The following is a 25,336-nucleotide window of genomic DNA, read 5'->3' as shown; positions in this document are numbered from 1 at the left end:
GCGCCGTGGAGCCGCGGCACCCCCGGACCCACGGACCGGACCACAATCACGGCAGTGGCGTGCCACCGGTCGCGTTCAGGATCTCCGCCGTGACGTAGCCGGCCTCCTGCGAGGCGAGATAGACGTACGCCGGTGCCAGCTCGGCCGGTTGCGCGGGACGGCCCAGGGGGCTCTGCTTGCCGAACTCGGCGGTGTCCGGCAGCGTCGCCGGGATCAGCGGAGTCCACACCGGCCCCGGCGCCACCGCGTTCACCCGGATGCCGCGCTCCGCGACCATCTGGGCCAGCCCTTGGGTGAAGGTCACGATCGCGCCCTTGGTCGTCGCGTAGTCCAGCAGGTGCGGGCTGGGCTTGTACGCCTGGACCGAGGTGGTGTTGATGACGCTGCCGCCCTCGGGAATGTGCGGCAGGGCGAACTTCGTCAGCCAGAACATGCCGTAGAGGTTCGTCCGCACGACCCGGTCGAACTGCTCCGTCGTGATCGCCTCGATGCCGTCCGGCTGGGCCATCTGGTAGGCCGCGTTGTTCACCAGGACGTCGATACCGCCGAACTCCGCCACGGCCCGCTCGATCAAGGCCCGGCAGTTCTCCTCCTCACGGATGTCGCAGGAGACGGCGACGGCCTTCCGCCCGGCGTCCTCCACCAGGCGGGAGGTCTCCCGTGCCTCGTCCTGTTCCTCGGCGAGGTGGGTGAACAGCACATCGGCACCCTCGCGCGCGAAGGCCAGGGCCACCGCTCGGCCGATGCCGGAGTCACCGCCGGTGACGACGGTCCTGCGGCCCACCAGACGGCCCGACCCGCGGTAGGACTCCTCACCGTGGTCGGGCGGCGGGTCCATCGGCCCGGTCCAGCCCGGGTGCGGCTGGTCCTGCGAGGCGAAGCCGGGGCGGGGGTACTGCTCGGTCGGATTCTGCTGGTCATGCTGGTCGTCCGCCACGTCTGCCTCCTGTGTCTCGCGGTGCGCGGTCAGCGACCGTGTTCCCTGGCCGGTCCGTCCGAAAAGCCCCTTCATTTGCGAGTGACACGTCCGCCGACCGCGCGCGCGAGGTCAGCAGGGAGGGACGCCGGGCAGCTCGAAGACGGTGCCGCGGGCACACCGTTCCCCACGTGGGGCACGGACGTGAGCGTCCGGCAGCAGCCGTCGACGGACTCCGCCCGGGTGGCGCGCCTGCCCGGACCGGCGTCCGTCCGCGTGGCCTGCCAGGTCCGCGGCGGACTCGTGGAGTACGACGGCTACAGCAACGATGCCTGGTCATACCTGCCGGACCACGGCGGTCACCTCTCCAACATCTTCATCGACGTCACTGACGCCTGGCTCCCTGGAGTGCCCACATGCTGACCCCTTCCACCCGGCGCCGGAGCTTCGCCGCGTGCCGCAGAACACGGTCCTCGCGCGCACTGAGCGGCACGGCCTGCCTGCTCGCCCTCGCCGGGTGGGCACTGGCCACGGCTCCGGCCGCCGGTGCCCCCGTCGCGTCCACCTCGGACTCCTGGCGCCCGGACCTGACCCGGACCGGCGCCGACGACGTCAACGTCGAGTACGCCGCCGGCGCCCTGCGGGTGCGGGACGGCTCCGTCAGCCCCGCCTCCCTGGGCCGGCGCGGTGGCTACGCCTCCGCCGTGCTGGAGGCGCACCGCGTGGACCGGCCGGTGAACCGGGTCACCGTGGACCTCGACGCGACGGTGCCCGAGGCGGCGAGCGTGGAGGTCGACGTGCGGGGCCGGACGGCCGGCGGAACCTGGACCGAGTGGCGTCAGGCGGTGACCGGCACCGCGGTGGAACTGCCGCGCGACGTCGTCGATGTCCAGGCCCGGCTCACCCTGTGGAACGCCGAGGGCGGGGCCACAGCGGTCGTGAGAGCCCTGACGCTGACAGCGGGCGACACGGGAAGCGCCCTCGCGGGCCCCACGCCGAAGGTGGCCTCCGCCTTCTCGGCCCGGGTCTTCGCCACTCGCGAGGGGCTGGTCGGGCACACCACGGCCAACGGCCACGTCATCCGCGAGAACGACCACTTCGTGGCGCTCCCCTCGCGAAGGGCCCTGTCGCCCAAGGGCAGCGCCCAGTACTCGGTGCAGGTGTGCGGGCCGGCCCGCTGCGAGACGGCGCCGGTGTGGGACGTCGGCCCGTGGAACACGCACGACGACCACTGGAACCCCTCCGCGCAGCGGGAGCAGTGGAAGGACCTGCCGCGGGGCCTGCCCCAGGCGCAGGCGGCCTACGAGAACGGCTACAACGGGGGCCGTGACGAGTTCGGCCGGCAGGTCGCCAATCCGGCCGGCATCGACCTGGCCGACGGAACCTTCTACAACGTCGGCCTCGACGACAACGGCTGGGTGACCGTCACCTACCTGTGGACCGACGGCGGCGGCGACACCACGTCGTTCCCGACGTGGGACACCGACGTGAGCGTCCGGCAGCAGGCGACGACCACCTCCACCCGCGTGGCGAGCCTGCCCGGCCCCACCACCGTGCGGGTGAGGTGCCAGGTCCACGGCCAGCTCGTGTACTACGCCGGCTACAGCAACGACGGGTGGTCCTACCTGCCCGACTACGGCGGTTACGTCTCCAACATCTTCGTCGACGTCGCCGAATCCTGGCTCCCGGGCGTGCCCACCTGCTGAGTCCGCGGGGGGCATCCGCGGGCGACCGGCGGCGCTGCCGGGGCGGCTCCCACCGCGGGAGCCGCCCCGTCCAGCAGCGCACACCCCAGCGCGGTGCGGCGGTGCAGCACCCGGTTGCCCTCGCGGCGGGTCGCCACCAGCCCCGCCTCACGCAGCACGGCCGCGTGCCGGCTCGCCGTGGACGGAGCCAGGCGCAGCGCCGTGGCCAGGGCCGTCGTCGTCATCGGGATCTCCAGTGCCTCCAGGACATGGGCCCGGGAAGCACCGATCAGCTGGGCGACGGACGGTTTGGCCGCACCGGCACGCAACGGTCTCGTCGAGACCCGGGACCGCGATGTCGACGAGGGCATGGAGCTGCTGCGCCGAAGCCTCGCCAGGGCCGGGCGAACACCCGAGGAGACCTGCGCGGATGTGCTGGCGACGCCGCCGTCCCGGCCGTCCGACGACGACGTGGCCCTCCTGGTGGCCGGCACCCGCGTAATCGACCCGTCCAGGATCTCCGCCTGGTACGTGGAGCGGGACCCGGCCGCCCTCTCCCGTATCCGCCGCGAGGTCACCGACCGGCTCGCCGAGTGGGGCCTGGACGAGGAGGCCTTCGTGACGGAGCTGATCCTCGGCGAACTGCTGACCAACGCGGTGCGCTACGGCACCGATCCCGTCCGGGTCCGGCTGCTCCGCGGCCGGGCCCTCGTCTGCGAGGGCCCCGACGGCAGCCGCACCGCACCTGCGCTACGCGGCCACGACCGACGAGGGCGGCCGCGGCCTGTTCCTCGTGGCCCAGCCGGCCGACCGCTGGGGAACCCGCTACACCGAGACCGGAAAGGTCATCTGGTCGGCGCAGACGCTTTCGCCTTCGCCGCGTCCGCCGCTGCCGGTCGCACCACCGACGTGAGACAGACGGCGGCGGCCGGCCCGGGCACGTCCGGGCCGGCCACCGTCTCGTGAGCCGCTACGACAACGGCTCGATCCAGATGTCGCGGTACCGCACCTTGTTGCCGTGGTCCTGAAGGCGGAGCGCACCCGCCGTCGGCCCCTCCTGAACGCCCCCGGCGGTCGCGCCGCTGAGCGCCACGTCCTTGTGGACGGTCACGCCGTTCCACACCACCGTCACGCGCGCGTCCTGCGTCTTGACGCCCTGGTCGTCGAAGCGCGCCGCGCGGAAGGTGATGTCGTACGTCTGCCAGGTGCCCGGCGGGCGGGCGGCGTTGGCGTCGGCTGCCTTCTGCTGGTAGATCGCGGCGGCCTCGTTGTCCGCGGGCGTGGTGTCACCGAACGAGTCCAGGATCTGGATCTCGTAGCGGTCCTGGAGGTAGATGCCGCTGTTGGCCCGGTCCTGGCCCGTGACGTCCGGGGGCAGCTCCGGCAGCCAGAACTCGGCGTGGAGCTTGAAGTCACCGAACGCCTGCTTCGTGCGCAGGTCACCGCAGCACACCTCCATCCCGCCGTCCGTCAGCGGCCACTGCGCGGTGCGGCCGTCCGTCTGCTGCCAGGCCGCGCGGTCGGCGCCGTCGAACAGGACGACGCGCTCACCCTCGGGATGGACACTGATCATGTCGAGATTGACGTGCCCGGTGTCGCCCTCGTCCACTCGGTAGGTGATGGTGTTGGCGCCCTTGCGCAGCCTCAGCGACTCGGTCCGCGTGGACCAGTCGTCCCAGCCGCCCGTACTGAGCAGGCTCGACTGCTTCACCTTCCTGCCGTCCACGTACACGCTCACCGTCTTGGTGCCGGTGAAGGGGTTCGGCCCGTTCGCGTACCGCAGGGCCACGTCGTAGGCGCCCTTCTTCTCCACGTCGACGGTGAACGAGGTGGCCGCGCCCCGGGTGCCGTAGCCGTCCACGAAGCCGCTGCCGGAGTAGCCCGTGTGATCGGTGTTGACGCCGGCGCCGCCGGAGCGCTGCGCCTCCTCCGCCTCGTACGACGTCGTCGGGGGCTGCTTGCCCGGCATGGCGTTGAGCGTGTACCAGGCCTCGGTGCTCCACAGCGTCTCACCCTCGGCCGAGCTGAACGGACGTGGTGAGCGGACGTGCACCACACGGCCGGGCTTGAGCCCCGCGATCCGCAGCGTGACCTTCTTCCGGTCCCCGGACAGCCGCGCGGAGGTCACGGCGAGGGTCTCCTCGTCGACCTTGGGGCCGCCGTAGGCCGGTGTCGGCACGTAGCGCCACTGCTCGACCCGGTAGCTCTCGGCGAGCTTGTCCGCCGTCTCCTGGGACAGCGGCTGGGTGTACTCCAGCTCGAAACCGCCCCGCTCGGCGCGCATGGCCCGGATGTCGAACGCCTTGCCGCCGTTCGGGGCGAGCTTCTGCAGACCGTGGGACAGCTTGCCCTCCTGGCCCCAGTTGCCCCCGGCGCCCAGGCCGCCCGCGTAGATCGCGCCGTCCGGGCCCTGGGTGATGCGGTTGACGCCCGCCTCCAGGCCCTGGGTGTGGCGGAAGACCGCACCCTGGTCCGTGCCCTTCACCTTCTCCAGGAAGGCGCGCTGCAGTCCGCCGTAGGTCACGTCGCCGAACAGCATCTGGCCGGCGTACGGGCCCTTCTTCAACAGGATCGGGGTGCTGGGGGAGTTGGCGATCTCGTTCTGCGGCAGCCACAGCACCGGTTCGGTCACCGGCTGGTCGTCGAACGGGCCGGCCGGGTTGGTGTAGTGGTTGAAGAAGCGGTCGGGTTTGATGCGGACCAGCTTCGACGCCGGGAGCCAGCCGCCCTGGTTGTCGGCGACGAAGAGGTCGCCGCCGGGGCCCCAGCCGATGCCGTTCGGGGTGCGCAGGCCTCCGGCGAGGTAGGTCACCTTGCCGGTCTTCTTGTTCACCTTGATCGTGGTGCCCCGGTTCGGCGCCGGCTGCGGGTCCGTCGTCGCGCCGCCGTAGTTGATCGCGACGGAGAGGTTGAGGTAGAAGTGCCCGTCGCGGTAGAGCAGGCCGAAGGCGAACTCGTGGAAGTTGCCGCCGTACGGCCAGGTCGCCACGGTGCGCCGCGCGTCGGTGACGTCGTCGCCGTCGGTGTCGCGCAGCTCGGTGAGTTCGTGCTTCTGCGACACGTACAGGGACCCGTCGAGGGCCTTGATGCCCATGGGCTCCTTGAGGCCGCTCGCGACCTTCTTCGCCGTCACCTTGTCGGGGCCGGTCGCGCCGGTGACGTTGTCGAGGAGGTACACCTCGCCCTCGGTCTTGTCGGTGCCGCCCCACGTGGTGATGGCCATCCGGCCGTCCGGCAGCCAGTCCATGCCGGTGACCTGGGGTTCGAAGCCGTCGGGCCGCAGGTCCGTCAGCGTGTAGTCGGGGTGCACGCCGTCCAGGGGCAGCCCGTCGCCGGGCGTGTCGGTGCCGCTCTCGCACTGCTTGCGGCCGGGGGCCGTGACCCGTACGACGTCGGCGTCGGTGCTCAGGGCGGAGTTCGGCACGAGGGTGAAGTCCGCCGCGCCGGGCGGCTTCCACTCCAGCCTCACCTGCTGGTCGTTCGTGCGGTCGAAGTGATCGACGCGCAGTGCGTGGTGACCGGCCGTCAGTGTCGTCGTGCCGTCCTTGGGCTCGGCCGCGTGGAGGCCGTCGTGATCGATGACCGTCCGGTCGTCGATGGTCAGGCGCGAGCCGTCGTCGCTGGTCAGCCGGAAGGTGTAGGCCCCGTCCCCGGGGGCCTCGAGGTTCGCGATCACCTGCGAGACGAAGTTGTCACCGATACCGAAGTCCTCGGCCGTGGAGAAGTCGATGACGGGCATCAACCTGTCGACGTTCGGGGTCTGTCCGGGCTTGAGCACGCAGATCTCGTCCATCGGCTGTCCGATGTCGAAGACGCGCAGTGTGACGCCCGGTTCCTGCGGCGGCAGGTCGTCGGCGGCGCCGGCGGGCGCGGAAGTGAAGCAGCCGAACAGGAACGAGACGGCGACCAGACCGGCCAGCCGTCCGCGAATTCTGGAGCGGGACCGTGAACTCATGCATCCTCCCCGGGGGTGACGCGTGGTGTGCGCGAGATGCCTGAAGACGACCGGGCGTCGGTTACCATAGGAGCCTTTTGCTCGCCGCGTCTATAAGTTTGTCATCAGTGAGTACAAACTTCGTTCGTCGACGGGTGAAGAACGCGGGTCCCGGGCCGGGTTCACACTTCCGCGAACATAGTGGCCGCGCGGCAGGGGCCTCAGCGACCGGGCAGGCTCGAACCGCGGACGACCAGCTCGGGCTGGAACACCACGTGCTGGTGACGGTGCTCATCCGCCCGGTCGCCGGCTTCCTGGAGAAGCAGGCCGGCGGCCATGGCACCCATGGCGCGGGCGGGCTGGCGGACGGAGGTCAGCGGTACGGTCGCCGCGGCGGCGAACTCGATGTCGTCGTACCCGACGATGGCCAGGTCGCCGGGGACCTCGACCCCGGCCGTGTACATGAACTGGAGCACGCCGAGGGCCAGCAGGTCGTTGGCGCAGAAGACGGCGGTGGGCCGCTGGGCCAGACCCAGCAGTCTGGCACCCGCGTCGCGTCCGGCGGGCACGTCGAGGCGTTCGGTGGGGATCTCCTGCAACGCCGTGGGGGGCAGGCCGGCCTGGGCGATGGCTTCCAGCGCCCCGGTCCGGCGGTCCCGCACCTGCCTCAGATGGTGCGGTCCGCTGACATAGGCGAGGGAACCGTGCCCGGCGCCGGTGAGGTGACGGATCGCCAGGGCACCGCCGGTGACGTCGTCGACCGAGACGGAGCAGCCCTCCGCGTCGTCGGCCACCCGGTCCACCAGAACGTAGGGGATACCGTGCCGGCGGAAGTCGCCCAGACTGCGCCCACTCGGGTCGGCAGGGGTGACCAGTACCCCGCGCACCCGCTGCTCGGCGAAGAGTTCGAGGTACTCCGCCTCCTTCCGCGCACTCTGCGCGCTGTTGCACAGGGTGACGGCGAGTCCCGCGTCCCGGGCCGTGCGTTCGGCTCCCTGGGCCAGGTCGACGAAGAACGGATTGCCCATGTCGAGGACGAGTAGCGCCATGACACGGCTGCGGCCCGCCCGCAGTTGCCGGGCGGACTCACTGCGCACGTAACCCAGTCGCGCGATCACCTGCTCCACATGACGTCGCGTCCGCTGCGAGACCCGTCCGGGCCGGTTGAGCACGTTGGAGACCGTGCCCACGGAGACGCCGGCCTCCCGTGCCACGTCCTTGATGCCGACCGTCGGCGTGGAGTGCGTCATGTGTGTTCCCTGCTGTTCTGCCCCCGCCCATCGGGCCGGGCCGGGGAAGCATTCGTCCTGCGAAGCCGGGGCTCCGGGTCAGGCCAGGTGGAAGACCTCGGTGAGGGGACGCATGGCGGCATCGGGTGCCTGTCCGTCCAGTGCTTCGAAGAACCCCGCCATCTCGGCCTGCCAGCGCGTGTTCACCTCGGTCGCGTCCATGGCCGCCCGGGCCGCCTCGAAGTCGTCGGTCTCCAGGTAGCCGACGAGCAGGCCGTCCTCCCGAAGGAAGAGGGAGTAGTTGCGCCAGCCGGCTCGGGAGAGCGCGGCGAGCATGTCGGCCCACACGTCCTTGTGGCGCTCGCGGTACTCGGCGACCATCTCGGAGCGGACTTTGAGAAGAAAACAGACGCGCTGCATCGGATCACCCTGTTGCCGAGCGTGGGGCCCCGACGATGCCGGGGCCCCACGAGTGTCGTACGGATCAGAAGTCGTACTGGTCGATGTTGGCCTTGCCGAAGACGGTCGGCTCACCCGGCGAGACCACACCGTCCGCGCCGATGGTCATGGTGCCGAGGTCGCCGGCGCTGAAGGTCTCGCCCTCCGTGCCGGTGATCTGCCCGGATTCGAGGGCGACCGCGACGTGGGCGGCGAGTGCGCCGAGCTTGGCCGGCTCCCACAGCTCGAACTCCTCGACGGTGCCGTTCTTGACGTAGGCGCGCATGTCGTTCGGGGTGCCGAGTCCCGTGAGCTTGACCTTGCCCTTGTACTTGGAGCCGGACAGGTACTGGGCGGCCGCCTTGATGCCGACGGTGGTGGGGGAGATGATGCCCTTCAGGTTCGGGTACTCCTGCAGCAGGCCCTGCGTCTGCTGGAACGACTTCTGGGCGTCGTCGTCGCCGTAGGCGGTCTTGACGAGCTTGATGTCCTTGTAGGCGGGCTTCTTCAGCTCCTCCTTCATGACGTCGATCCAGGTGTTCTGGTTCGTCGCGGTCTGCGCCGCGGACAGGATCGCGATCTCGCCCTTGCCGCCGATCTGCTTCGCCAGCAGCTCGACCTGGGTGCGCCCGAGGTCCTCGGCGGAGGCCGGGGAGATGAACACCTGACGGCAGTCCTTGTTGGTGTCGGAGTCGTAGGTGACGACACTGACGCCGTTGCGCATGGCCTGCTTGAGTGCGGTGCACAGGGCGCCGGGGTCCTGCGCGGAGACGGCCATGGCGTCGACCTGCTGCTGGGTCAGGGTGTTGACGTAGCTGACCTGGCCGGCGGTGTCGGTGCCGCTGCTGGTGCCGACCTCCTTGTAGGTGGAGCCCAGTTCCTTGAGCGCCTTCTCGCCGCCCTTGTCGGCGGTGGTGAAGTACGGGTTGTTGACCTGCTTTGGCAGGAAGGCGACGGTGAGGCCCTTCTTGGTCTCCGCGTCGGGGTCGGCCTTGCCGGCGGCCGCGCCGCCGTTGTCCTTGGACGCGTCGTCCTTGGTGGTGCCGCCGCAGGCGGTGGCGCCGAGCGCGAGTGCGGTAACGGTGGCGAGCGCGAGGGTCAGGCGGCGTGATCTGGCGGTGGTGCCGGGCATGGGCGGTCCTTTACCTGTGAGGGTGTGAGGGAGCGAGGGGAGGGCCGCAGAGGAGTCGGCAGCGAGGGACTACGGGGAAGGGGCCGTCAGCGGTGGGGAGGCGGCCGTTCTCCCTCTGGCCCGTGCCTGGGAGATCCGGCGGCCGATCCGCGGGGCGAGAACGGAGATCACCAGGAGGACGCCGGTCGCCACGGTCTGGGACTGGGCGGAGACGTTCAGCAGGCTCATGACGTTCTGCATCGTGCCCAGCAGGAACACACCGGCGATGGCGCCGCCGAGCGTGCCCTTGCCGCCGTCGAAGTCGATGCCGCCGAGCAGCACCGCGGCGATCACGGACAGTTCCAGTCCGGTGGCGTTGTCGTAGCGGGCGCTGGCGTAGTGCAACGTCCAGAAGACACCGGTGAGAGCGGAGATCACGCCCGTGGACACGAACATGGCCAGCTTGAGCCGCTTGACGCGGACACCGGTGAAGCGGGCGGCCTCCTCACAGGCGCCGATGGCGAACAGCGACCGGCCGAAGCGCGTGGCGTGCAGCACGACGACGGCGATCGCCAGCAGGATGACGAACGGGACGACGGCGTACGGGAGGAACGTGTCCCCGAACCGGCCGGCACCGAAGTCCAGGTACTGAACGGGGAAGTCGGTCACGGAGTCGGAGCCGAGCACGATCTGCGCGATGCCCCGGTAGGCGCCGAGCGTGCCGATGGTGACGGCCAGCGAGGGCAGTCCCAGCCGGGTGACGAGCAGGCCGTTGACCAGGCCGCACACCACGCCGAGCAGAACACAGAGCGGGATGATCGTCTCGATCGCCATGCCGGCGTTCCACAGCGCGCCCATCACGGCACTGGAGAGACCGGCCGTGGAGGCAACCGAGAGGTCCACCTCGCCGGAGACCACGAGCATCGCCATCGGCAGGGCGATCAGGGCGATGGGCAGGGTGTTGCCGATGAGGAACGACACGTTCAGGGCGTTGCCGAAGTTCTCCACGAGGGAGAACGAACAGATCAGCAGGACGACCAGCAGAACGCCGACCGAGGTGTCCCAGCGCACCGCGCCGCCGAGACGGGAGAGCGCGCGAGACTTGACGGTGATGTCAGGCATGGCGGGCACTCCTCGACTGTGCGGCCTTCTTGCGCAGGGCTCCGGAGACTCTGAGCGCCAGAACCCGGTCGACGGCGATGGCGAGCAGCAGCAGGAAGCCGTTGATGGCGGTGACCCAGACCGAACTCACCCCGAGGGCCGGGAGCACGCCGTTGATGGAGGTCAGCAGTACGGCGCCGAGTGCGGCGCCGTACACGGTGCCCGATCCCCCGGTGAAGGCGACGCCGCCGACGACGACGGCGCTCACCACGACGAGCTCGTACCCGTTGCCGGTGTTGGAGTCGACGTTGCCGAACCTGGCGAGGTACAGGGCGCCGGCGAGTCCGGCGAGCGCCCCGCAGACCACGTAGGCCGTCATGATGCGGGCCCGGATCGGGACACCGGCGAGCCGGGCGGCCTCCGGGTTGGACCCCAGGGCGTACATGTCCCGTCCGCTGCGGTAGTTGCGGAGGTAGTAGGCCACGACGACCAGGACGGCCAGAGTGAGCAGTGCGAGGTAGGGGACCACCCGGATGCCGTCGCTGCCGAAGTCCACGAAGCCGTCGGGCAGGGCGCTCGCCGTGATCTGGCGGGAGCCGACCCAGATCGAGTCGATGCCGCGGACGATGTAGAGGGTACCCAGCGTCACCACCAGTGCCGGCACCTTGCCCAGACTCACCAGTGCGCCGTTGACCACGCCGAACAGCGCGCCGACCCCCACGGCCAGCAGGACGGCGACGAGCGGGTGGCCGCCGTCCTTGAGGTGGAGCCCCGCGGCGAAGGCGGAGATGCCCAGCACGGAGCCGACCGACAGGTCGACGTTGCGGGTGATCACCACCATCGCCTGGCCGATCGCGACCAGCACGAGGATGGTCGCGTTCAGCATCAGGTCCCTGATGCCCTGCTGCGAGAGGAACTCGGAGTTGGCCAGCTGGGTCGCGCCGAGCATCACCACCAGCACCGCGATCACGGCCAGTTCGCGGGCCTTGAACATCCTGTCCATGAGCCGCCGCGCGGCGACGGACTCGGGCGCGACCTCGGGCCGCACCGGCTCGACGGTCGTGGTCATGCCGCCTTCCTTCCTCGGTCGGTGCGGCCGGTCGCGGCTGCCATCACGCTCTCCTCGGTCGCTTCCGCCCGGGGGATCTCCGCGGTCAGCCGGCCCTCGTGCATCACCAGGACCCGGTCGGCCATGCCGAGGATCTCCGGCAGGTCGGACGAGATCATCAGCACCGCCACCCCGTCGGCGGCGAGCGAGGACAGCAGACGGTGCACCTCCGCCTTCGTCCCCACGTCGATACCGCGGGTCGGCTCGTCCACGATCAGCACCTGGGGGGCCGTGGCGAGCCATTTGGCCAGTACGACCTTCTGCTGGTTGCCGCCCGAGAGCGTCCCCACGACGTCGGCCAGGCGTGCGTACTTCACCTGGAGCCTCGTCGCCCAGTCCACGGCGCGGCTGCGCTCCGCCCGCCGGTTCATCAGCCCGGCCCGGGAGGTGGCCGCGAACCCGGTGAGGCCGATGTTCCGCTCGATGGACATGTCCATGACCAAGCCCTGGGCGCGGCGGTCCTCGGGCACCAGGGCGAGTCCGGCGGCCATGGCCAGGCTCGGCGCTCCCGGCGGAAGCTTCCGGCCGAGCACCTCGACCTCACCGCCGTCGAACCGGTCGACGCCGAAGACCGCGCGGGCCACTTCACTGCGGCCCGCCCCGACCAGACCGGCCAGGCCGAGGATCTCGCCGCGCCGGACGTCGAAGGAGACGTCGGTGAACACTCCTTCGCGCGTCAGCCGGCGCACGCTGAGGGCGACCTCGCCGATCCGGGTCTGCTGCCTGGGGTAGAGCTCCTCCAGATCGCGGCCGACCATGCGGCGCACCAGACCGTCCTCGTCGAGGTCGGACAGGGGTTCACTGGCGATCCGGGCGCCGTCCCGAAGGGTGGTGACCCGCTGGCACAGCTCGAAGATCTCCTCCAGGCGGTGCGAGATGAACAGCACCGCCGATCCCTGCTCGCGCAGCGTCTCGACCACGCCGAACAGCCGGCCCACCTCGCTGCCGGTGAGCGCCGCCGTCGGCTCGTCCATGATGAGGACACGGGCGTCGAAGGACAGGGCCTTGGCGATCTCCACCAACTGCTGGTCGGCGATGGAGAGTCCGCGGGCCGGCTGGTCGGGGTCGAGGGCGACACCGAGGCGGGCGAAGAGATCGCCCGCGGCCGTCCTGACCGTGCGGTGGTTCACCCTGCCCAGGGAGCGCCTGGGCTGCCGTCCGATGAAGATGTTCTCCGCGACGGACAGGTCGGGGAAGAGCGTCGGCTCCTGGTAGATCACGGCGATCCCCGCGTCGCGGGCGTCCGCCGGGCCGTGGAAGTCCACCGGCTCGCCGTCGAGGAGGACAGTTCCGGAGTCCGGACGGTGCACGCCTGCGAGAGATTTGATCAGGGTGGACTTGCCGGCGCCGTTCTCACCCGCCAGGGCGTGGGCCTCGCCCGCGTACAGCGGCAGCGAGACGTCACGCAGGGCTCGGACGGCGCCGAAGGATTTACTCACTCCCTCCAGGGCGAGCACCGGAGTGGCCTCCGGTTCGGGATGAGTCATGGGTGCTCTCCAGTACGTGTGCCGAGCGGAACGCTGCAGTGAAATGTTTCAATGAAGTTGCCGGGAAGCTAGCTTCAGCGCGTCCGGGACGTCAAGGGTCGGGGACCCGCGCAGTCGCCGGATCTCGTGGCCGGGTGGCAGGAAGCAGCTGGGTCGAGCCCTGTGGAGACCCTTGACGGAGATTGCGTCACGGGTTAGTTTCGGCGACAACCTGAATCGATTCATACAACAGGTCAATTCAAGTGCCCCATGAAGAGGCAACTTGCGCATCCAGAGGTGGACATGCCTGACATCACTGCCGTGAGAACCGCACTCGCCGACCAGCGGGTCGAGACGCCTTCCTGGGGCTACGGCAACTCCGGCACGCGTTTCAAGGTGTTCGCGCAGCCAGGCGTGCCGCGCACCCCGCGCGAGAAGCTGGACGACGCGGCCAAGGTGCACGAGTTCACCGGCGTAACCCCCCGGGTGGCGTTGCACATCCCCTGGGACGAGGTGGACGACTACGCGGCGCTGGCCGCGCACGCGAAGGACCGCGGCCTGGAACTGGGTGCCATCAACGCCAACGTCTTCCAGGACGACGACTACAGACTCGGCAGTGTCTGCCATCCGGACGCCGCGGTGCGGCGCAAGGCGCTCGCGCACCTCATGGAGTGCGTCGACATCATGGACGCCACCGGCTCCCGCGACCTGAAGCTGTGGTTCGCCGACGGCACCAACTACCCCGGCCAGGACGACATCACGGCCCGCCAGGACCGGCTCGCCGAGGCACTCCACGCCGTCCACGAGCGCCTGGGCGAGGACCAGCGGATGCTCCTGGAGTACAAGTTCTTCGAGCCCGCGTTCTACACGACCGACGTCCCCGACTGGGGCACGGCCTACGCGCACTGCCTCAAGCTCGGTGCGAAGGCACAGGTCGTCGTGGACACCGGGCACCACGCGCCCGGTACCAACATCGAGTTCATCGTCGCCGTCCTGCTCCGCGAGGGAAAGCTCGGAGGCTTCGACTTCAACTCGCGCTTCTACGCCGACGACGACCTGATGGTCGGCGCCGCCGACCCCTTCCAGCTCTTCCGTATCCTCCGCGAGGTCATCAAGAACGGCGGCCTCGACCCCGCCGCCGGCGTGGCCTTCATGCTCGACCAGTGCCACAACATCGAGGCGAAGATCCCGGCGATCATCCGTTCGGTGATGAACGTCCAGGAAGCCACCGCGAAGGCGCTGCTGGTGGATGACGAGGCACTGGCCGCGGCCCAGGCAGCGGGTGACGTCCTGGCGTCCAACGCCGTCCTGATGGACGCGTACAACACCGATGTCCGGCCGTTGCTGGCGGAGATCCGCGAGGAGAAGGGCCTGAACCCCGACCCGGTCGCCGCCTACCGCGCCAGCGGCTGGCAGGAGCGGATCGTCGCCGAACGCGTGGGCGGCGAGCAGGCCGGCTGGGGCGCGTAGCCGCATTTCCGGGGCGCCGCGCGACCTCTCAGGCGTCCTCCGTCGTCAACTTATCCGAAGGAAAGAGCATCATGGCCTCCGCCGTTCATCCCGAAGTCGCCGGGCTCCTGGCGCGCTCGCACCGCCTGGGCTCGGACCCGCGCAACACCAACTACGCGGGCGGCAACACCTCCGCCAAGGGCACCGCCACCGACCCCGTCACCGGTGGCGAGCTGGAGCTGCTCTGGGTCAAGGGCTCCGGCGGCGACCTGGGCACGCTGAAGGCCGAGGGACTGGCCGCGCTGCGCCTGGACCGGCTGCACGCCCTGAAGGGTGTCTACCCGGGCGTGGAGCGCGAGGACGAGATGGTCGCCGCGTTCGACTACTGCCTGCACGGCAGGGGCGGCGCCGCGCCGTCCATCGACACCGCCATGCACGGTCTGGTCGACGCGGCCCATGTGGACCACCTGCACCCCGACTCGGGTATCGCGCTGGCCTGCGCGGCCGACGGCGAGAAGCTGACCGCCGAGTGCTTCGGCGACAGGGTCGTGTGGGTGCCGTGGCGGCGGCCCGGATTCCAGCTCGGCCTGGACATCGCCGCGGTCAAGGAGGCCAACCCGCAGGCCGTCGGCTGCGTCCTCGGCGGCCACGGTGTCACCGCGTGGGGCGACACCTCCGAGGAGTGCGAGTCCAACTCGCTGCACATCATCCGCACCGCCCAGGCGTTCCTCGCCGACAAGGGACGCCCCGAACCGTTCGGCCCGGTGCGGGACGGCTACGAGCCGCTGCCCGACGCGGAGCGACGCGCCCGTGCCGCCGTGCTCGCCCCGCACGTCCGCGCGATCGCGTCGGCCGACCGGCCGCAGGTCGGCCACTTCACGGACTCCGAGGCGGTGCTGGACTTCCTCTCCCGCACCGAGCACCGGCGTCTCGCGGCCCTGGGCACGTCGTGCCCCGACCACTTCCTGCGCACCAAGGTCCGACCGCTGGTCCTGGACCTGCCGACCGGGGCGCCGCCGGAGCAGGCGATCGCCCGGCTGACGGAGCTGCACGCCGAGTACCGCGCCGAGTACCGGGCGTACTACGAACGGCACGCCGTCCCCGGCTCACCGGCCATGCGCGGCGCCGACCCGGCGATCGTGCTGGTGCCCGGAGTCGGCATGTTCTCCTTCGGCAAGGACAAGCAGACCGCCCGCGTCGCCGGCGAGTTCTACGTCAACGCGATCAACGTGATGCGCGGAGCCGAGGCCGTCTCCACCTACAGCCCCATCGAGGAGTCGGAGAAGTTCCGCATCGAGTACTGGGACCTTGAGGAGGCCAAGCTGCGCCGGATGCCCGCGCCCAAGCCGCTGGCCACCAGGGTCGCGCTCGTCACGGGCGCCGGCTCCGGCATCGGCAGGGCCATCGCGCACCGGCTCGCCGCCGAGGGCGCCTGTGTCGTGGTGGCCGACCTCGACGCCGCCAACGCGGCGGCCGTCGCCGAGGAACTCGGCGGCCCGGACAAGGCCGTGGCGGTGACCGCGGACGTCACCAGCGAGGAGCAGATCACCGCTGCGTTCGCCGAGGCGGTACTCGCCTTCGGAGGCGTCGACCTGGTCGTCAACAACGCCGGCATCTCCATCTCCAAGCCGCTGCTGGAGACGACGGCCAAGGACTGGGACCTCCAGCACGACATCATGGCCCGCGGCTCCTTCCTGGTCTCCCGCGAGGCCGCCCGGGTGATGACCGCGCAGAAGCTCGGCGGCGACATCGTCTATGTCGCCTCAAAGAACGCCGTGTTCGCGGGACCCAACAACATCGCCTACTCCGCCACCAAGGCCGACCAGGCCCACCAGGTGCGGCTGCTGGCGGCCGAACTCGGCGCGCACGGCATCCGCGTCAACGGAGTCAACCCCGACGGAGTCGTCCGCGGCTCCGGCATCTTCGCCGGCGGCTGGGGCGCCGAGCGGGCCGCCGTGTACGGCGTGGCGGAGGAGGAGCTGGGAGAGTTCTACGCCCAGCGCACGCTGCTCAAGCGCGAGGTGCTGCCCGAGCACGTGGCGAACGCGGTCTTCGCCCTCACCGGCGGCGACCTCACCCACACCACCGGCCTGCACATCCCGGTGGACGCGGGTGTCGCCGCGGCCTTCCTGCGCTGACCCACGAGCCCGCCCTGACGCCGGCGCGACGCCCGCGGCGGCATCAGGGACACCACTCCTCACCGCGCACAGCGGAGGTAACACCACGTGACCACCACCCCGGCCTCCTCGGCCTTCCCCTCGGCGTTCGCCGCGGTCGACCTCGGGGCCACCAGCGGACGGGTGATCCTCGGCCGGGTAGGGCCGGACAACCTCGACCTGACCGAGGCGCACCGGTTCCCCAACACGCCCGTACGCCTGCCCGACGGACTGCACTGGAACCTGCTCGCACTGTTCCAGGGAACCGTCGACGGACTGCGGGAGGCGGCCCGGGCCGGTCCCGTCGTCTCCATCGGCGTGGACACGTGGGCGGTGGACTACGGACTCCTCGACGCCGACGGCGTACTCCTCGGCACTCCGTACCACTACCGGGACAGCCGCACCGACGACGCCGCCCAGCGCGTCCGGCCCCGCGTCGGGCCCGAGGAGCTGTACCGGATCACCGGGCTCCAGCACCTGCCGTTCAACACCGTCCTCCAGCTCGCCTCGGCGGCGGGCAGCAGCCAGTGGGAGGCTGCCCGCACCCTGTTGCTGATCCCGGACCTGCTCGTCCACTGGCTGACCGGAACCATCGGGGCGGAGGCGACCAACGCCTCCACCACGGGTCTCTTCGACGCCCGCGAACGCGCCTGGTCCGGAGAACTCCTCGCCCGGCTCTCCATCGACCCGGCTCTGCTGCCGCCCCTGCGTCACCCCGGCGACCCGGCCGGAACCCTCCTGCCGTACGTCGCCGCCCACACCGGTCTCGACGCGAGCACCCCGGTGGTCACCGTCGCCTCGCACGACACCGCCTCCGCGGTCGCCGCCGTCCCGGCCACCGCACCGCACTTCGCCTACATCTCGTGCGGTACCTGGTCCCTGGCCGGCCTCGAACTGGACGCCCCGGTGCTGACCGAGGCCTCCCGGGCCGCGAACTTCACCAACGAACTGGGCGTGGACGGCACTGTCCGCTACCTCCGCAACATCATGGGCATGTGGCTGCTCGAGGAGTGCCGCCGCACCTGGGAAGCGCAGGGCCCGCCCACACCCATCCCCGTACTCCTCGCCGAGGCCGCCCGGTGCACGGCGTTCGGCGCGGTCATCGACCCGGACGACCCCGGGTTCCTCGCCCCGGGCGACATGCCGGAACGGATCCGCGAGTACTGCCGCCGTACGGACCAGCCGGTCCCCGGCAGCCGGGGTGCCGTCGTCCGCTGCATCCTGGAGAGCCTGGCGCTGGCCCACCGCCGCACCCTGCGGCAGGCGGCCGAACTCGCCGGCCGCGACATCACCCACGTCCACCTCGTCGGCGGCGGCTCCCGCAACGACCTGCTCTGCCAACTCACCGCCGACGCCACCGGACTGCCCGTCGTCGCCGGGCCCACCGAAGCCACCGCCCTCGGCAACGTCCTCGTCCAGGCCCGAGCCGCGGGGCTGGTGGCCGACCTGGCGGCGATGCGCCGACTCGTCGCCTCGACCCAACACCTCCGGCGCTACACCCCACGCGGCGGCGGCGCGGCCTGGGACGCCGCAGCCGCCAGGCTCAGCCCTGTCCGAACGGAGCCCTGATGCGCGTAGCCCTCTTCGCCACCTGCGTCAACGACGCCCTCTACCCGTCCACGGCGATCGCCACCGTCAAGGTGCTGGAGCGCCTCGGAGTCGAGGTGGACTTCCCCGCCGCCCAGACCTGCTGCGGCCAGCCGCAGTACAACACCGGCTACCGGCGCGCGACCGAACCGCTGGTGCGCCGCACGGCCCGGGCCTTCGAGGGCTACGACCACGTCGTCACCCCCTCCGGCTCCTGCGTCGCCATGGTCCGCGACAACTACCCCCGCATCGGCGCCAAGGCGGTGGCCGAGGGCCGGGGTGGGGAGCTGGCCGACGCCGCCGCGTCCCTCGTGCCGCACGTGCACGAGCTGACCGAGTTCCTCGTGGACGTGCTCGGGGTGACGGACGTCGGCGCCTACTTCCCGCACACGGTCACCTACCACCCCTCGTGCCACGGGCTGCGCGTGCTCGGCCTGCGCGACCGGCCCCGCCGGCTGCTGGAGGCGGTCAAGGGACTGGAACTCGTGGAACTGCCGGGCGCCGAGGAGTGCTGCGGCTTCGGCGGAACGTTCGCCGTGAAGAACGCCGACGTGTCCGAGGCGATGGGCGACGACAAGATCCGCAACGCCCTGTCCACCGAGGCGGACGTACTGTGCGGCGCCGACAACTCGTGCCTCATGCACATCGGCGGAATGCTGCGCCGCCAGGAGGCACCGCAGCGGGCGCTGCACCTCGCGGAGATTCTCGCGAGCACGGAACAGGAGCCGCTGCGATGAGTGGGACCTATCTGGGGATGCCGGCCTTTCCCGAGGCCGCGCGTGCGGCCGTACACGATCCGGGGCTGCGCGGGAATCTGCGGCACGCGACGCACACCATCCGGGGCAAGCGGGCCCGGGCGGTCGCGGAGCTGGACGACTGGGCGCAGCTGCGGGAGGCCGGGAAGCGGATCAAGGATCACACGCTGCGGTATCTGGACCGGTATCTGGTGCGGGTGGAGGAGGCGGTGACGGCGGCCGGGGGGACGGTGCACTGGGCCGCCGACGCCGAGGAGGCCAACCGGATCGTCGCGGACCTGGTGAAGGCGACCGGGGAGTCGGAGGTGGTCAAGGTCAAGTCGATGGCGACGCAGGAGATCGGTCTCAACGAGGCGCTGGAGGCGGAGGGCATCCGCGCCTACGAGACCGATCTCGCCGAGCTGATCGTGCAGTTGGGCAGGGACCGGCCCTCGCACATCCTGGTGCCGGCGATCCACCGCAACCGCGGTGAGATCCGGGACATCTTCCGCTCCGAGATGGGCGAGTGGGGCCGCCCGGCCCCCGAGGGCCTGACCGACACGCCCGCCGAACTCGCCGAGGCGGCCCGGCTCCACCTGCGGGAGAAGTTCCTGCGCGCCAAGGTCGGCATCTCCGGCGCCAACTTCATGGTCGCCGAGACCGGCACGCTCGTGGTCGTGGAGTCCGAGGGCAACGGCCGGATGTGCCTGACCCTGCCCGAGACCCTGATCTCCGTGGTCGGCATCGAGAAGGTGGTTCCCACCTGGCGTGATCTCGAGGTCTTCCTCCAGCTCCTGCCGCGCTCGTCCACCGCCGAGCGGATGAACCCGTACACGTCCATGTGGACGGGCACGACCGACGAGGACGGCCCCCGTGCCTTCCACCTGGTCCTGCTGGACAACGGCCGCACCGACACCCTCGCCGACGAGGTCGGCCGCCAGGCCCTGCGCTGCATCCGCTGCTCGGCGTGCCTCAACGTCTGCCCGGTCTACGAGCGGGCCGGGGGCCACGCCTACGGCTCGGTGTACCCGGGCCCGATCGGGGCCATCCTCAGCCCGCAACTGCGGGGCACGGGCAGCGAGATCGACGCCTCCCTGCCGTACGCGTCCTCGCTGTGCGGTGCCTGCTACGAGGTGTGCCCGGTCGCCATCGACATCCCCGAAGTCCTGGTCCACCTGCGGGAGAAGGTCGCCGACCAGGGGGGAAAGGGGCACCGTCTGGAGGGGGTCGCGATGCGGACGGCGACCTGGCTGCTCGACCACCCGGCCGCCCTCAACGCCGGTGAACGACTGGCCTCCAGGACCCGGAAGCTGCATCCCAAACGGCTTCCCGGCCCCGGCGCGCGCGAGTGGACCAACAGCCGCGACCTGCCGGCCATGCCCGCCGAACCCTTCCGTGACTGGTGGAAGAAGAACCACGCATGACGTCTCCGTCCTCCTCCCGCGACCGTGTCCTGGGCAGGGTGCGCCGGGCCCTCGCCGAAGCGCCCGAGGCCCCCGGGATCACGCGCGACTATCTGGTGAGCCACACGCCGGACGACCCCGCCGCGGTGCTCGCCCTCCTGCACGAGAACCTCGTCGACTACCGGGCCGGCGTGCACCGCGGCACCCGGCAGGGGCTTCCGTCACTCATCGGCCGGCTCCTCGCCGACCACGGCGCACGTTCCGTCGTCGTACCGCCGGGCCTGTCCGGCGCCTGGCTGGCCGACTCGGACGCCCGGCGACGATACGACGACCCGCCCCTGGCCCCGGCGGAGCTCGACTCCGCCGACGCCGTGGTCACCGGTTGCGCCCTCGCCGTCGCGGAGACCGGCACCGTCGTACTCGACGCCGGCCCGGGGCAGGGCCGACGTGCCCTCACCCTCATCCCCGACCTGCACATCTGCGTCGTCGACGTACCCGGTCAGGTGGTCGCCTCGCTCCCGCAGGCCCTGCCGCGCCTCGACCCGACCCGCCCGACCACGTGGATCTCCGGACCGTCCGCGACGAGCGACATCGAACTCGACCGGGTGGAGGGCGTCCACGGACCCCGGACCCTGGAGGTCGTCCTGGTGGTGGACTGACCTCGCGGTCGACGGGCGGACAGACCGGCCCGGGCAGCCCTCGCGAGAGCGGCTCGACGCCCGGACAGCCGGCCGTCAACGCGAGACATGGAACTCGTTCCCGCCGGCGTCGAGGGAGTCGCCGGCCCCCCATCGCCATGGCTGACCTCCAGACGCAGCCGGTTCCGCCCCGCCTTCGGCGCCGCGGGCGGACCCATCACCAGCGAGACCGTACTGGTGGTCTCCCGGCGCAGCCGGACGCTCCACTCGTGGGACTCGACCGCGTGCCAGTCGGCCTCGGACTGCCGGCCGGCCGCCTGCGCTCAGCGGTTCTCCTCGGCGACGTCGCCGGTCGCACCTCCCGGCGACGGCATCCCCGCACCGGACATCACCGTCAGGCCGGTTGCCGGATCCGGGCGAGCGTCGAGAGGGTGAGGAGGTGCTCGGGTCGCCTCCTGGTCCACCAGGGCGCCCCTCGCGCAGCAGGAGGCAGGCGCCGGCCGAGCGGGCGGCGTCCAGGTCGTGTGTCGCATGGACGACGGTCACGCCGTCGTCCACCAGTTCCATCAGCAGCGCCGCTGTGCCCCCCTGGCCTCGGGGTCGAGTGCCGTGGTCGGCTCGTCCAGGGTGAGAGGCTGCAGCCGGCCAGGACGATCGAACTGCCCGGGTTCAACCGCGTCAACGCGGCAGACGACCACTCCCACGTCGGCCGACCACACCGCGTACGTCTCCGAACGGGGCAAGCGGAAGCTGCACGCCGTCGATATCGAGTCCGGCGAGAAGGTCGCGTCGGTGACCGGGCCGAAGAGCACGGACGAACTGTCCGGTGTGGCCGCCGGCCGCTGACCTCCGGCCCACCCAGGCACAACAGGAGGCACGCGCCTGGGTGGACAGGCCGCCACACCGCCGGGGCGCGGACGTGCGCCGCTCGCCCGGTAGTTCAGGGACCGGGCGGAGGGAGCTGTCCGCGCAGCCACTCGGGGTCGGGGTTGACGTGCGGCCTGCCTGCCACCATGACGGTCGGCACGGTCTCGTCGCCCTTGTTGGCGCTTCGTACCACCGCCGCCCCGGCCGGGTCACGCCAGATGTCGACCCAATGCAGCCGTCGGGAGCCGCGGCCCAACCGGAACCGCAGGCGCAGGCAGTACTTGCAGCCCGCCCGCCAGTAGACGATCGGCCGGCCGTCGATCGCGCTCCGGCGTTGTGCCTCCACCGCTCCGATCGACCGGGGGAACGCCAACGGCGAGTGCAGGCCGGCGAGCAGGGCGAATGCCAGCAGAACTGCAACGGCGACACCGGGAGACCCGTCGACGAACCGCGTGGTCGCGACGAGTGCGCCGCAGACCACGAACGCCATCGGCAACACCCACGCGCGCGTCATGAGGGAAAGACTATCCGGGGGCGTAGGGGGCGTAGGGGGCGTAGGGGGCGTAGGGGGCGGATCATGGAGACAGCGCAGAGTCGGCAGCGGGCACCCGGGCCCTTCACTTCCTTCACCCGTTTCGTGCTCTGCGGAGGCGGAGTGGGGATCGCCTTCAGCTTCGCCGTGGCGGTCACCGCCCTCTGGACCCCCTGGATGCTGGCCAACGCCCTGATCACTGTGGCCTCCACCCTGCTCGCGACCGGGCTGCACGCCCGCTTCACCTTCGGCGCGGGCGGGCACGCGACCCGGCGCCGGCATGCGCAGTCGGCCGGGTCCGCGGCGGCCGCGTACGCGGTGACCTGCGCGGCGATGTCTGCCCTGCGTCAGCTGGTGGCGGCGCCCGGTGCGGTGCTCGAGCAGGCCGTTTACCTGTCCGCCTCCGCACTCGCCGGTGTCGCGGTTCGCGGTGCTGCGCCTCGTCGTCTTCGCCCGGCATCGTTCGCAGGTCGCGGCCACCGTCCCCACCGCCCGCCCGGTGCCCGCGACCGTGGCCCGCGACTCCGCCCCGGCCGCCCCCGCGGTGCTCTGCCACGCCGCCTGACCAGTCCGCCGGGCGGCGTACCGTGAATGCCGCGGCCGCCCGAGCTCCGGGCTCAGCTCCGGGCGGATGCGACGTTTTATGGTGATCCAATGCGACTTGCCCCCAAATGGGTTCTGCTCTCGTCAGGGTGTGCGCCCGTCCTGCTGATCGGAGGCTGGACGGGTGCGGCACTGTTCGAAGGGCCCGCCTATGACCCCGGCACCGAAACGATCAGCGCCCTGGGGGCCTACGGGGCTTCCGGATTCTGGGTGATGACGGCGGCGTTCCTGGCTCTGGGCGCCTGCCACCTGCTGACCGCTTGGGGACTGCGGACAGCTGCCACCGCCGGACGCGTGGCGTTGGGCGGCGGCGGTCTCGCGGCGCTGGCGGTGGCACTGCTTCCCGCACCGACCAGTGGGGGTTCACTGCGTCACGGAGCGGTGGTGGCAGTCGGATTCACACTCCTGGCAGTGTGGCCGGTACTGGCCGCCAACGGCGGCGCAGCCGCTCCCTGGGCTCTGAGGCTTGCGCCCTCGATCGTGGTGACCGTCCTGATGGCCGCCGGTGGAGCATGGTTCCTGATCGAGATGCACCGACACGGTAACGCCGGCGTCGCGGAACGCGTCGTGACGTTCATCCAGTCGGTGTGGCCCTTCGTGGTCGCCACCTCCTGCCCCCACCACTCCGAGGTGCCGGCCGAGCGGACTGCCGGCCCCGGCTAGGAGATCCCGTGGTGGGCGTCAGGGCCTGCGCCAGGTCGGACAGCCGGTCGAGGCGATCGCGCTGGTCGGACGTCAGGTGGACGCGTTCCGCGGCGAGGTTCTCCTCCAGGTGGTTCACCCGGGCGGTGCCCGGGATCGGGAGGATGACGGGCGAGGTTCTGCACGCTCGCGACATCGACGATCTGGCGTGCCTGGTCAAGTTCGTCCACGGTGACCTCGGACAGCCCGATCCGGTCGATCCTGCCCTCGGCTCGCAGGTCCCTAAGCGTGCCGAGCTGATCGGCGAGCGGCGTCTCCGGATCGATCCGGTGCAGCTGGAGCAGTTCGATCCGTTCGACGCGCAGCCGGCGCAACGCCCGCTCGACCTGATCGCGCAGAACGGCCGGCCGCCCGTCGAGCTTCCACTCGCCTGAAGGACCCGATCGGGCAACGCCGACCTTGGTGGTGATCAGCAGCCCATCCGGGTAGGGGTGCAGGGCCTCGACCAGCAGTTCCTCGTTGGCGTCCCCGCCGTACATAGACGCGGTGTCGATCAGGGTGACGCCCAGCTCAACGGCCCTTCGGGCCACCACGAGAGAGTTCTCGCGGGCTGCACCCCGCTCCGTCGGCAAGTGCATGGCCCCGAACCCGAGCCGCCGTACTCTCAGGTCCCCGCCGATACGAAACGTAGTCGCTGTCACGTGCCGCCCCCTGGCTCAAGAGGCGAAGCCGGCACCGCAGTTGGTCACGACGGCGTCCGTCCCCGGCTGTCGGATCCGGGCGGCCGAACAGGGCGGCCATCGACGAAGCCGTCCGCGTCGCCCCATCCCATAACCTTGTGTGTGGAGACGTCGGATGGCATGTGGATCGACAATCAGGAGGCGATGGTGCTCGCAAGGGGCAGGTGGCTGCTCGCAGGCGCCATGACAGTGGTCTGCGTGCTGCTCGTCGGCCCCAGCGTACCGGGCGGCGCCCTCTTCGTGAGGTCACTGCCCGTCGATGCCGTCGGGGATGTGGTACCGAACCGGGTCATGACGTGGAACATCTGCAACCCCTGCGAGGTGAGCAACGTCGACCGGGCGGCGGAGATCGCGACCTACGCGCCCCAGGTCATCAGCCTGCAGGAAGCATGCGTGCGTGACGTCGAGAGGATCCGGGATTACCTGGAGACCCTTTACGGGCTGGTCTATCACGTCGAGTACGGAATGGTTCTCCAACACCGGGGCCGCTGCGGGGGAGCGCCGTGGAATCCGGGGGGCTTCGGTCAGGCGGTTCTCTCGGCAGCACCGATGACGGACCGCGTCCACGTGGAATACCCCGACGGTGGTTCCGAAGACCGTGGGTACATGGCGGTCACCACCCTGGTGGGCGGTCAGCCCGTCCGGGTCTTCAACACGCACCTCGCGCAGCGACGCCAGGAAGCAGTCCGAGCGGACCAGGCCGCCGTACTCGCCGCCGAGGTCGCTCGGCACGACCGCGCGGTAGTCCTCGGCGACTTCAACGCCGTGCCGGACGCTCCCGAACTCGCCCCGATGTGGGCCCTGGCCGCGGACACGGACCCCCAGTGCCGCCCCTCGCCCGCCGGCTCCTGCGAGCCGACCACCGACTGGCAGAGCAAGTTCGACTACGTCTTCCTGCGAGGCCTCACCCCGCTCGAACACCGCGTGCGACCTACTCCGTACTCGGACCACCACCTGGTGCACACCGACGTGGACCCGACCTGAAGGGCTTCCACGC

20 protein-coding genes and 4 pseudogenes are annotated in these 25,336 nt (G+C 71.0%); 12 read left to right on the top strand and 12 right to left on the bottom strand.

The window, feature by feature from the left end; all coding sequences use genetic code 11:
• Window positions 1-46 precede the first annotated feature (46 nt).
• Window positions 47-937 carry an SDR family oxidoreductase gene (locus ACIQ1J_RS22610; RefSeq protein WP_403559214.1) on the bottom strand — a complete coding sequence of 297 codons (891 nt, stop codon included), beginning with the start codon at window positions 935-937 and terminating at the stop codon, window positions 47-49.
• 183 nt (window positions 938-1,120) lie between these two features.
• On the opposite strand from ACIQ1J_RS22610, the gene ACIQ1J_RS22605 reads away from it, so the two are divergent.
• On the top strand, window positions 1,121-1,339 hold the full coding sequence (locus ACIQ1J_RS22605) for a hypothetical protein (RefSeq protein ID WP_403559211.1): 219 nt from the start codon (window positions 1,121-1,123) through the stop codon (window positions 1,337-1,339).
• Entirely contained in the window at window positions 1,333-2,622 is a 1,290-nt protein-coding gene (locus ACIQ1J_RS22600; protein WP_403559208.1) for a hypothetical protein, read from the top strand. Before ACIQ1J_RS22605 ends, ACIQ1J_RS22600 begins: the two co-directional genes overlap by 7 nt.
• Here the strand turns inward: ACIQ1J_RS22600 and ACIQ1J_RS22595 are convergent.
• A complete protein-coding gene (locus ACIQ1J_RS22595; RefSeq protein WP_403559205.1) occupies window positions 2,559-2,846 on the bottom strand; it encodes a winged helix-turn-helix domain-containing protein in 288 nt (95 codons plus the stop codon). The genes ACIQ1J_RS22600 and ACIQ1J_RS22595 overlap by 64 nt on opposite strands.
• Window positions 2,847-2,928: 82 nt before the next feature.
• Between ACIQ1J_RS22595 and ACIQ1J_RS22590 the strand changes: the two are divergent.
• Window positions 2,929-3,514: pseudogene (locus ACIQ1J_RS22590) on the top strand (ATP-binding protein); the annotation flags it as partial.
• 57 nt (window positions 3,515-3,571) lie between these two features.
• On the opposite strand, the gene ACIQ1J_RS22585 reads toward ACIQ1J_RS22590, so the two are convergent.
• From ACIQ1J_RS22585 to ACIQ1J_RS22555, 7 genes are all read right to left on the bottom strand, one after another.
• Window positions 3,572-6,556: a family 16 glycoside hydrolase gene (locus tag ACIQ1J_RS22585; RefSeq protein ID WP_403559202.1), complete on the bottom strand. Its 2,985-nt coding sequence runs from the start codon at window positions 6,554-6,556 to the stop codon at window positions 3,572-3,574.
• 200 nt (window positions 6,557-6,756) lie between these two features.
• Window positions 6,757-7,785, bottom strand: a complete 1,029-nt coding sequence (locus tag ACIQ1J_RS22580) for a LacI family DNA-binding transcriptional regulator (RefSeq protein ID WP_403559199.1) — start codon at window positions 7,783-7,785, stop codon at window positions 6,757-6,759.
• A gap of 78 nt (window positions 7,786-7,863) precedes the next feature.
• Window positions 7,864-8,184, bottom strand: coding sequence for an L-rhamnose mutarotase (locus ACIQ1J_RS22575; protein ID WP_403559196.1), 321 nt, complete (start codon window positions 8,182-8,184; stop codon window positions 7,864-7,866).
• Between the two features lie 64 nt (window positions 8,185-8,248).
• Window positions 8,249-9,334, bottom strand: a complete 1,086-nt coding sequence (gene rhaS / locus ACIQ1J_RS22570) for a rhamnose ABC transporter substrate-binding protein (RefSeq protein WP_403559194.1) — start codon at window positions 9,332-9,334, stop codon at window positions 8,249-8,251.
• A gap of 69 nt (window positions 9,335-9,403) precedes the next feature.
• Window positions 9,404-10,435: an ABC transporter permease gene (locus tag ACIQ1J_RS22565; RefSeq protein ID WP_403559192.1), complete on the bottom strand. Its 1,032-nt coding sequence runs from the start codon at window positions 10,433-10,435 to the stop codon at window positions 9,404-9,406.
• Window positions 10,428-11,483, bottom strand: a complete 1,056-nt coding sequence (locus ACIQ1J_RS22560) for an ABC transporter permease (RefSeq protein ID WP_403559189.1) — start codon at window positions 11,481-11,483, stop codon at window positions 10,428-10,430. Before ACIQ1J_RS22560 ends, ACIQ1J_RS22565 begins: the two co-directional genes overlap by 8 nt.
• Window positions 11,480-13,009: a sugar ABC transporter ATP-binding protein gene (locus tag ACIQ1J_RS22555; protein WP_403559187.1), complete on the bottom strand. Its 1,530-nt coding sequence runs from the start codon at window positions 13,007-13,009 to the stop codon at window positions 11,480-11,482. Before ACIQ1J_RS22555 ends, ACIQ1J_RS22560 begins: the two co-directional genes overlap by 4 nt.
• 282 nt (window positions 13,010-13,291) lie before the next feature.
• Between ACIQ1J_RS22555 and rhaI the strand changes: the two genes are divergently transcribed.
• The 6 genes from rhaI (at window position 13,292) to ACIQ1J_RS22525 (ending at window position 20,976) form a co-directional block, all read left to right on the top strand.
• Window positions 13,292-14,458 carry an L-rhamnose isomerase gene (rhaI, locus tag ACIQ1J_RS22550; RefSeq protein WP_403559184.1) on the top strand — a complete coding sequence of 389 codons (1,167 nt, stop codon included), beginning with the start codon at window positions 13,292-13,294 and terminating at the stop codon, window positions 14,456-14,458.
• Between the two features lie 71 nt (window positions 14,459-14,529).
• On the top strand, window positions 14,530-16,575 hold the full coding sequence (locus tag ACIQ1J_RS22545) for a bifunctional aldolase/short-chain dehydrogenase (RefSeq protein WP_403559181.1): 2,046 nt from the start codon (window positions 14,530-14,532) through the stop codon (window positions 16,573-16,575).
• 87 nt (window positions 16,576-16,662) lie between these two features.
• On the top strand, window positions 16,663-18,162 hold the full coding sequence (locus tag ACIQ1J_RS22540) for a rhamnulokinase family protein (RefSeq protein ID WP_403559179.1): 1,500 nt from the start codon (window positions 16,663-16,665) through the stop codon (window positions 18,160-18,162).
• Complete coding sequence (locus ACIQ1J_RS22535) at window positions 18,162-18,917, top strand: (Fe-S)-binding protein (RefSeq protein WP_403559176.1); 756 nt, start codon at window positions 18,162-18,164, stop codon at window positions 18,915-18,917. Before ACIQ1J_RS22540 ends, ACIQ1J_RS22535 begins: the two co-directional genes overlap by 1 nt.
• Window positions 18,914-20,338, top strand: a complete 1,425-nt coding sequence (locus ACIQ1J_RS22530) for a LutB/LldF family L-lactate oxidation iron-sulfur protein (RefSeq protein ID WP_403559174.1) — start codon at window positions 18,914-18,916, stop codon at window positions 20,336-20,338. The genes ACIQ1J_RS22535 and ACIQ1J_RS22530 overlap by 4 nt, the downstream gene beginning before the upstream one ends.
• On the top strand, window positions 20,335-20,976 hold the full coding sequence (locus ACIQ1J_RS22525) for a lactate utilization protein C (RefSeq protein ID WP_403559171.1): 642 nt from the start codon (window positions 20,335-20,337) through the stop codon (window positions 20,974-20,976). Before ACIQ1J_RS22530 ends, ACIQ1J_RS22525 begins: the two co-directional genes overlap by 4 nt.
• Window positions 20,977-21,349: 373 nt before the next feature.
• On the opposite strand, the pseudogene ACIQ1J_RS22520 reads toward ACIQ1J_RS22525, so the two are convergent.
• Both ACIQ1J_RS22520 and ACIQ1J_RS22515 read right to left on the bottom strand, forming a co-directional pair.
• A pseudogene (locus ACIQ1J_RS22520) lies at window positions 21,350-21,587 on the bottom strand (ABC transporter ATP-binding protein); the annotation flags it as partial.
• 308 nt (window positions 21,588-21,895) lie between these two features.
• The gene (locus ACIQ1J_RS22515) at window positions 21,896-22,336 is read right to left on the bottom strand and encodes a hypothetical protein (protein WP_403559168.1); all 441 of its coding nucleotides are present in this window, start codon (window positions 22,334-22,336) and stop codon (window positions 21,896-21,898) included.
• Between the two features lie 63 nt (window positions 22,337-22,399).
• Between ACIQ1J_RS22515 and ACIQ1J_RS22510 the strand changes: the two are divergent.
• A pseudogene (locus tag ACIQ1J_RS22510) lies at window positions 22,400-22,919 on the top strand (hypothetical protein).
• 89 nt (window positions 22,920-23,008) lie between these two features.
• The gene (locus ACIQ1J_RS22505) at window positions 23,009-23,620 is read left to right on the top strand and encodes a DUF998 domain-containing protein (RefSeq protein WP_403559165.1); all 612 of its coding nucleotides are present in this window, start codon (window positions 23,009-23,011) and stop codon (window positions 23,618-23,620) included.
• Between the two features lie 28 nt (window positions 23,621-23,648).
• On the opposite strand, the pseudogene ACIQ1J_RS22500 reads toward ACIQ1J_RS22505, so the two are convergent.
• Window positions 23,649-24,300 (bottom strand): annotated as a pseudogene (locus tag ACIQ1J_RS22500) (aldo/keto reductase); the annotation flags it as partial.
• A gap of 159 nt (window positions 24,301-24,459) precedes the next feature.
• Between ACIQ1J_RS22500 and ACIQ1J_RS22495 the strand changes: the two are divergent.
• Window positions 24,460-25,323, top strand: a complete 864-nt coding sequence (locus tag ACIQ1J_RS22495; RefSeq protein ID WP_403559162.1) for an endonuclease/exonuclease/phosphatase family protein — start codon at window positions 24,460-24,462, stop codon at window positions 25,321-25,323.
• Window positions 25,324-25,336: the final 13 nt, after the last annotated feature.

The sequence above is a fragment of the Streptomyces sp. NPDC097107 genome (assembly GCF_044762405.1).
Taxonomy (GTDB): Bacteria; Actinomycetota; Actinomycetes; order Streptomycetales; family Streptomycetaceae; genus Streptomyces; species Streptomyces thinghirensis.
The sequence above is the reverse complement of the archived record's forward strand: the minus strand, read 5'-3'. Positions and strand labels throughout refer to the sequence as shown.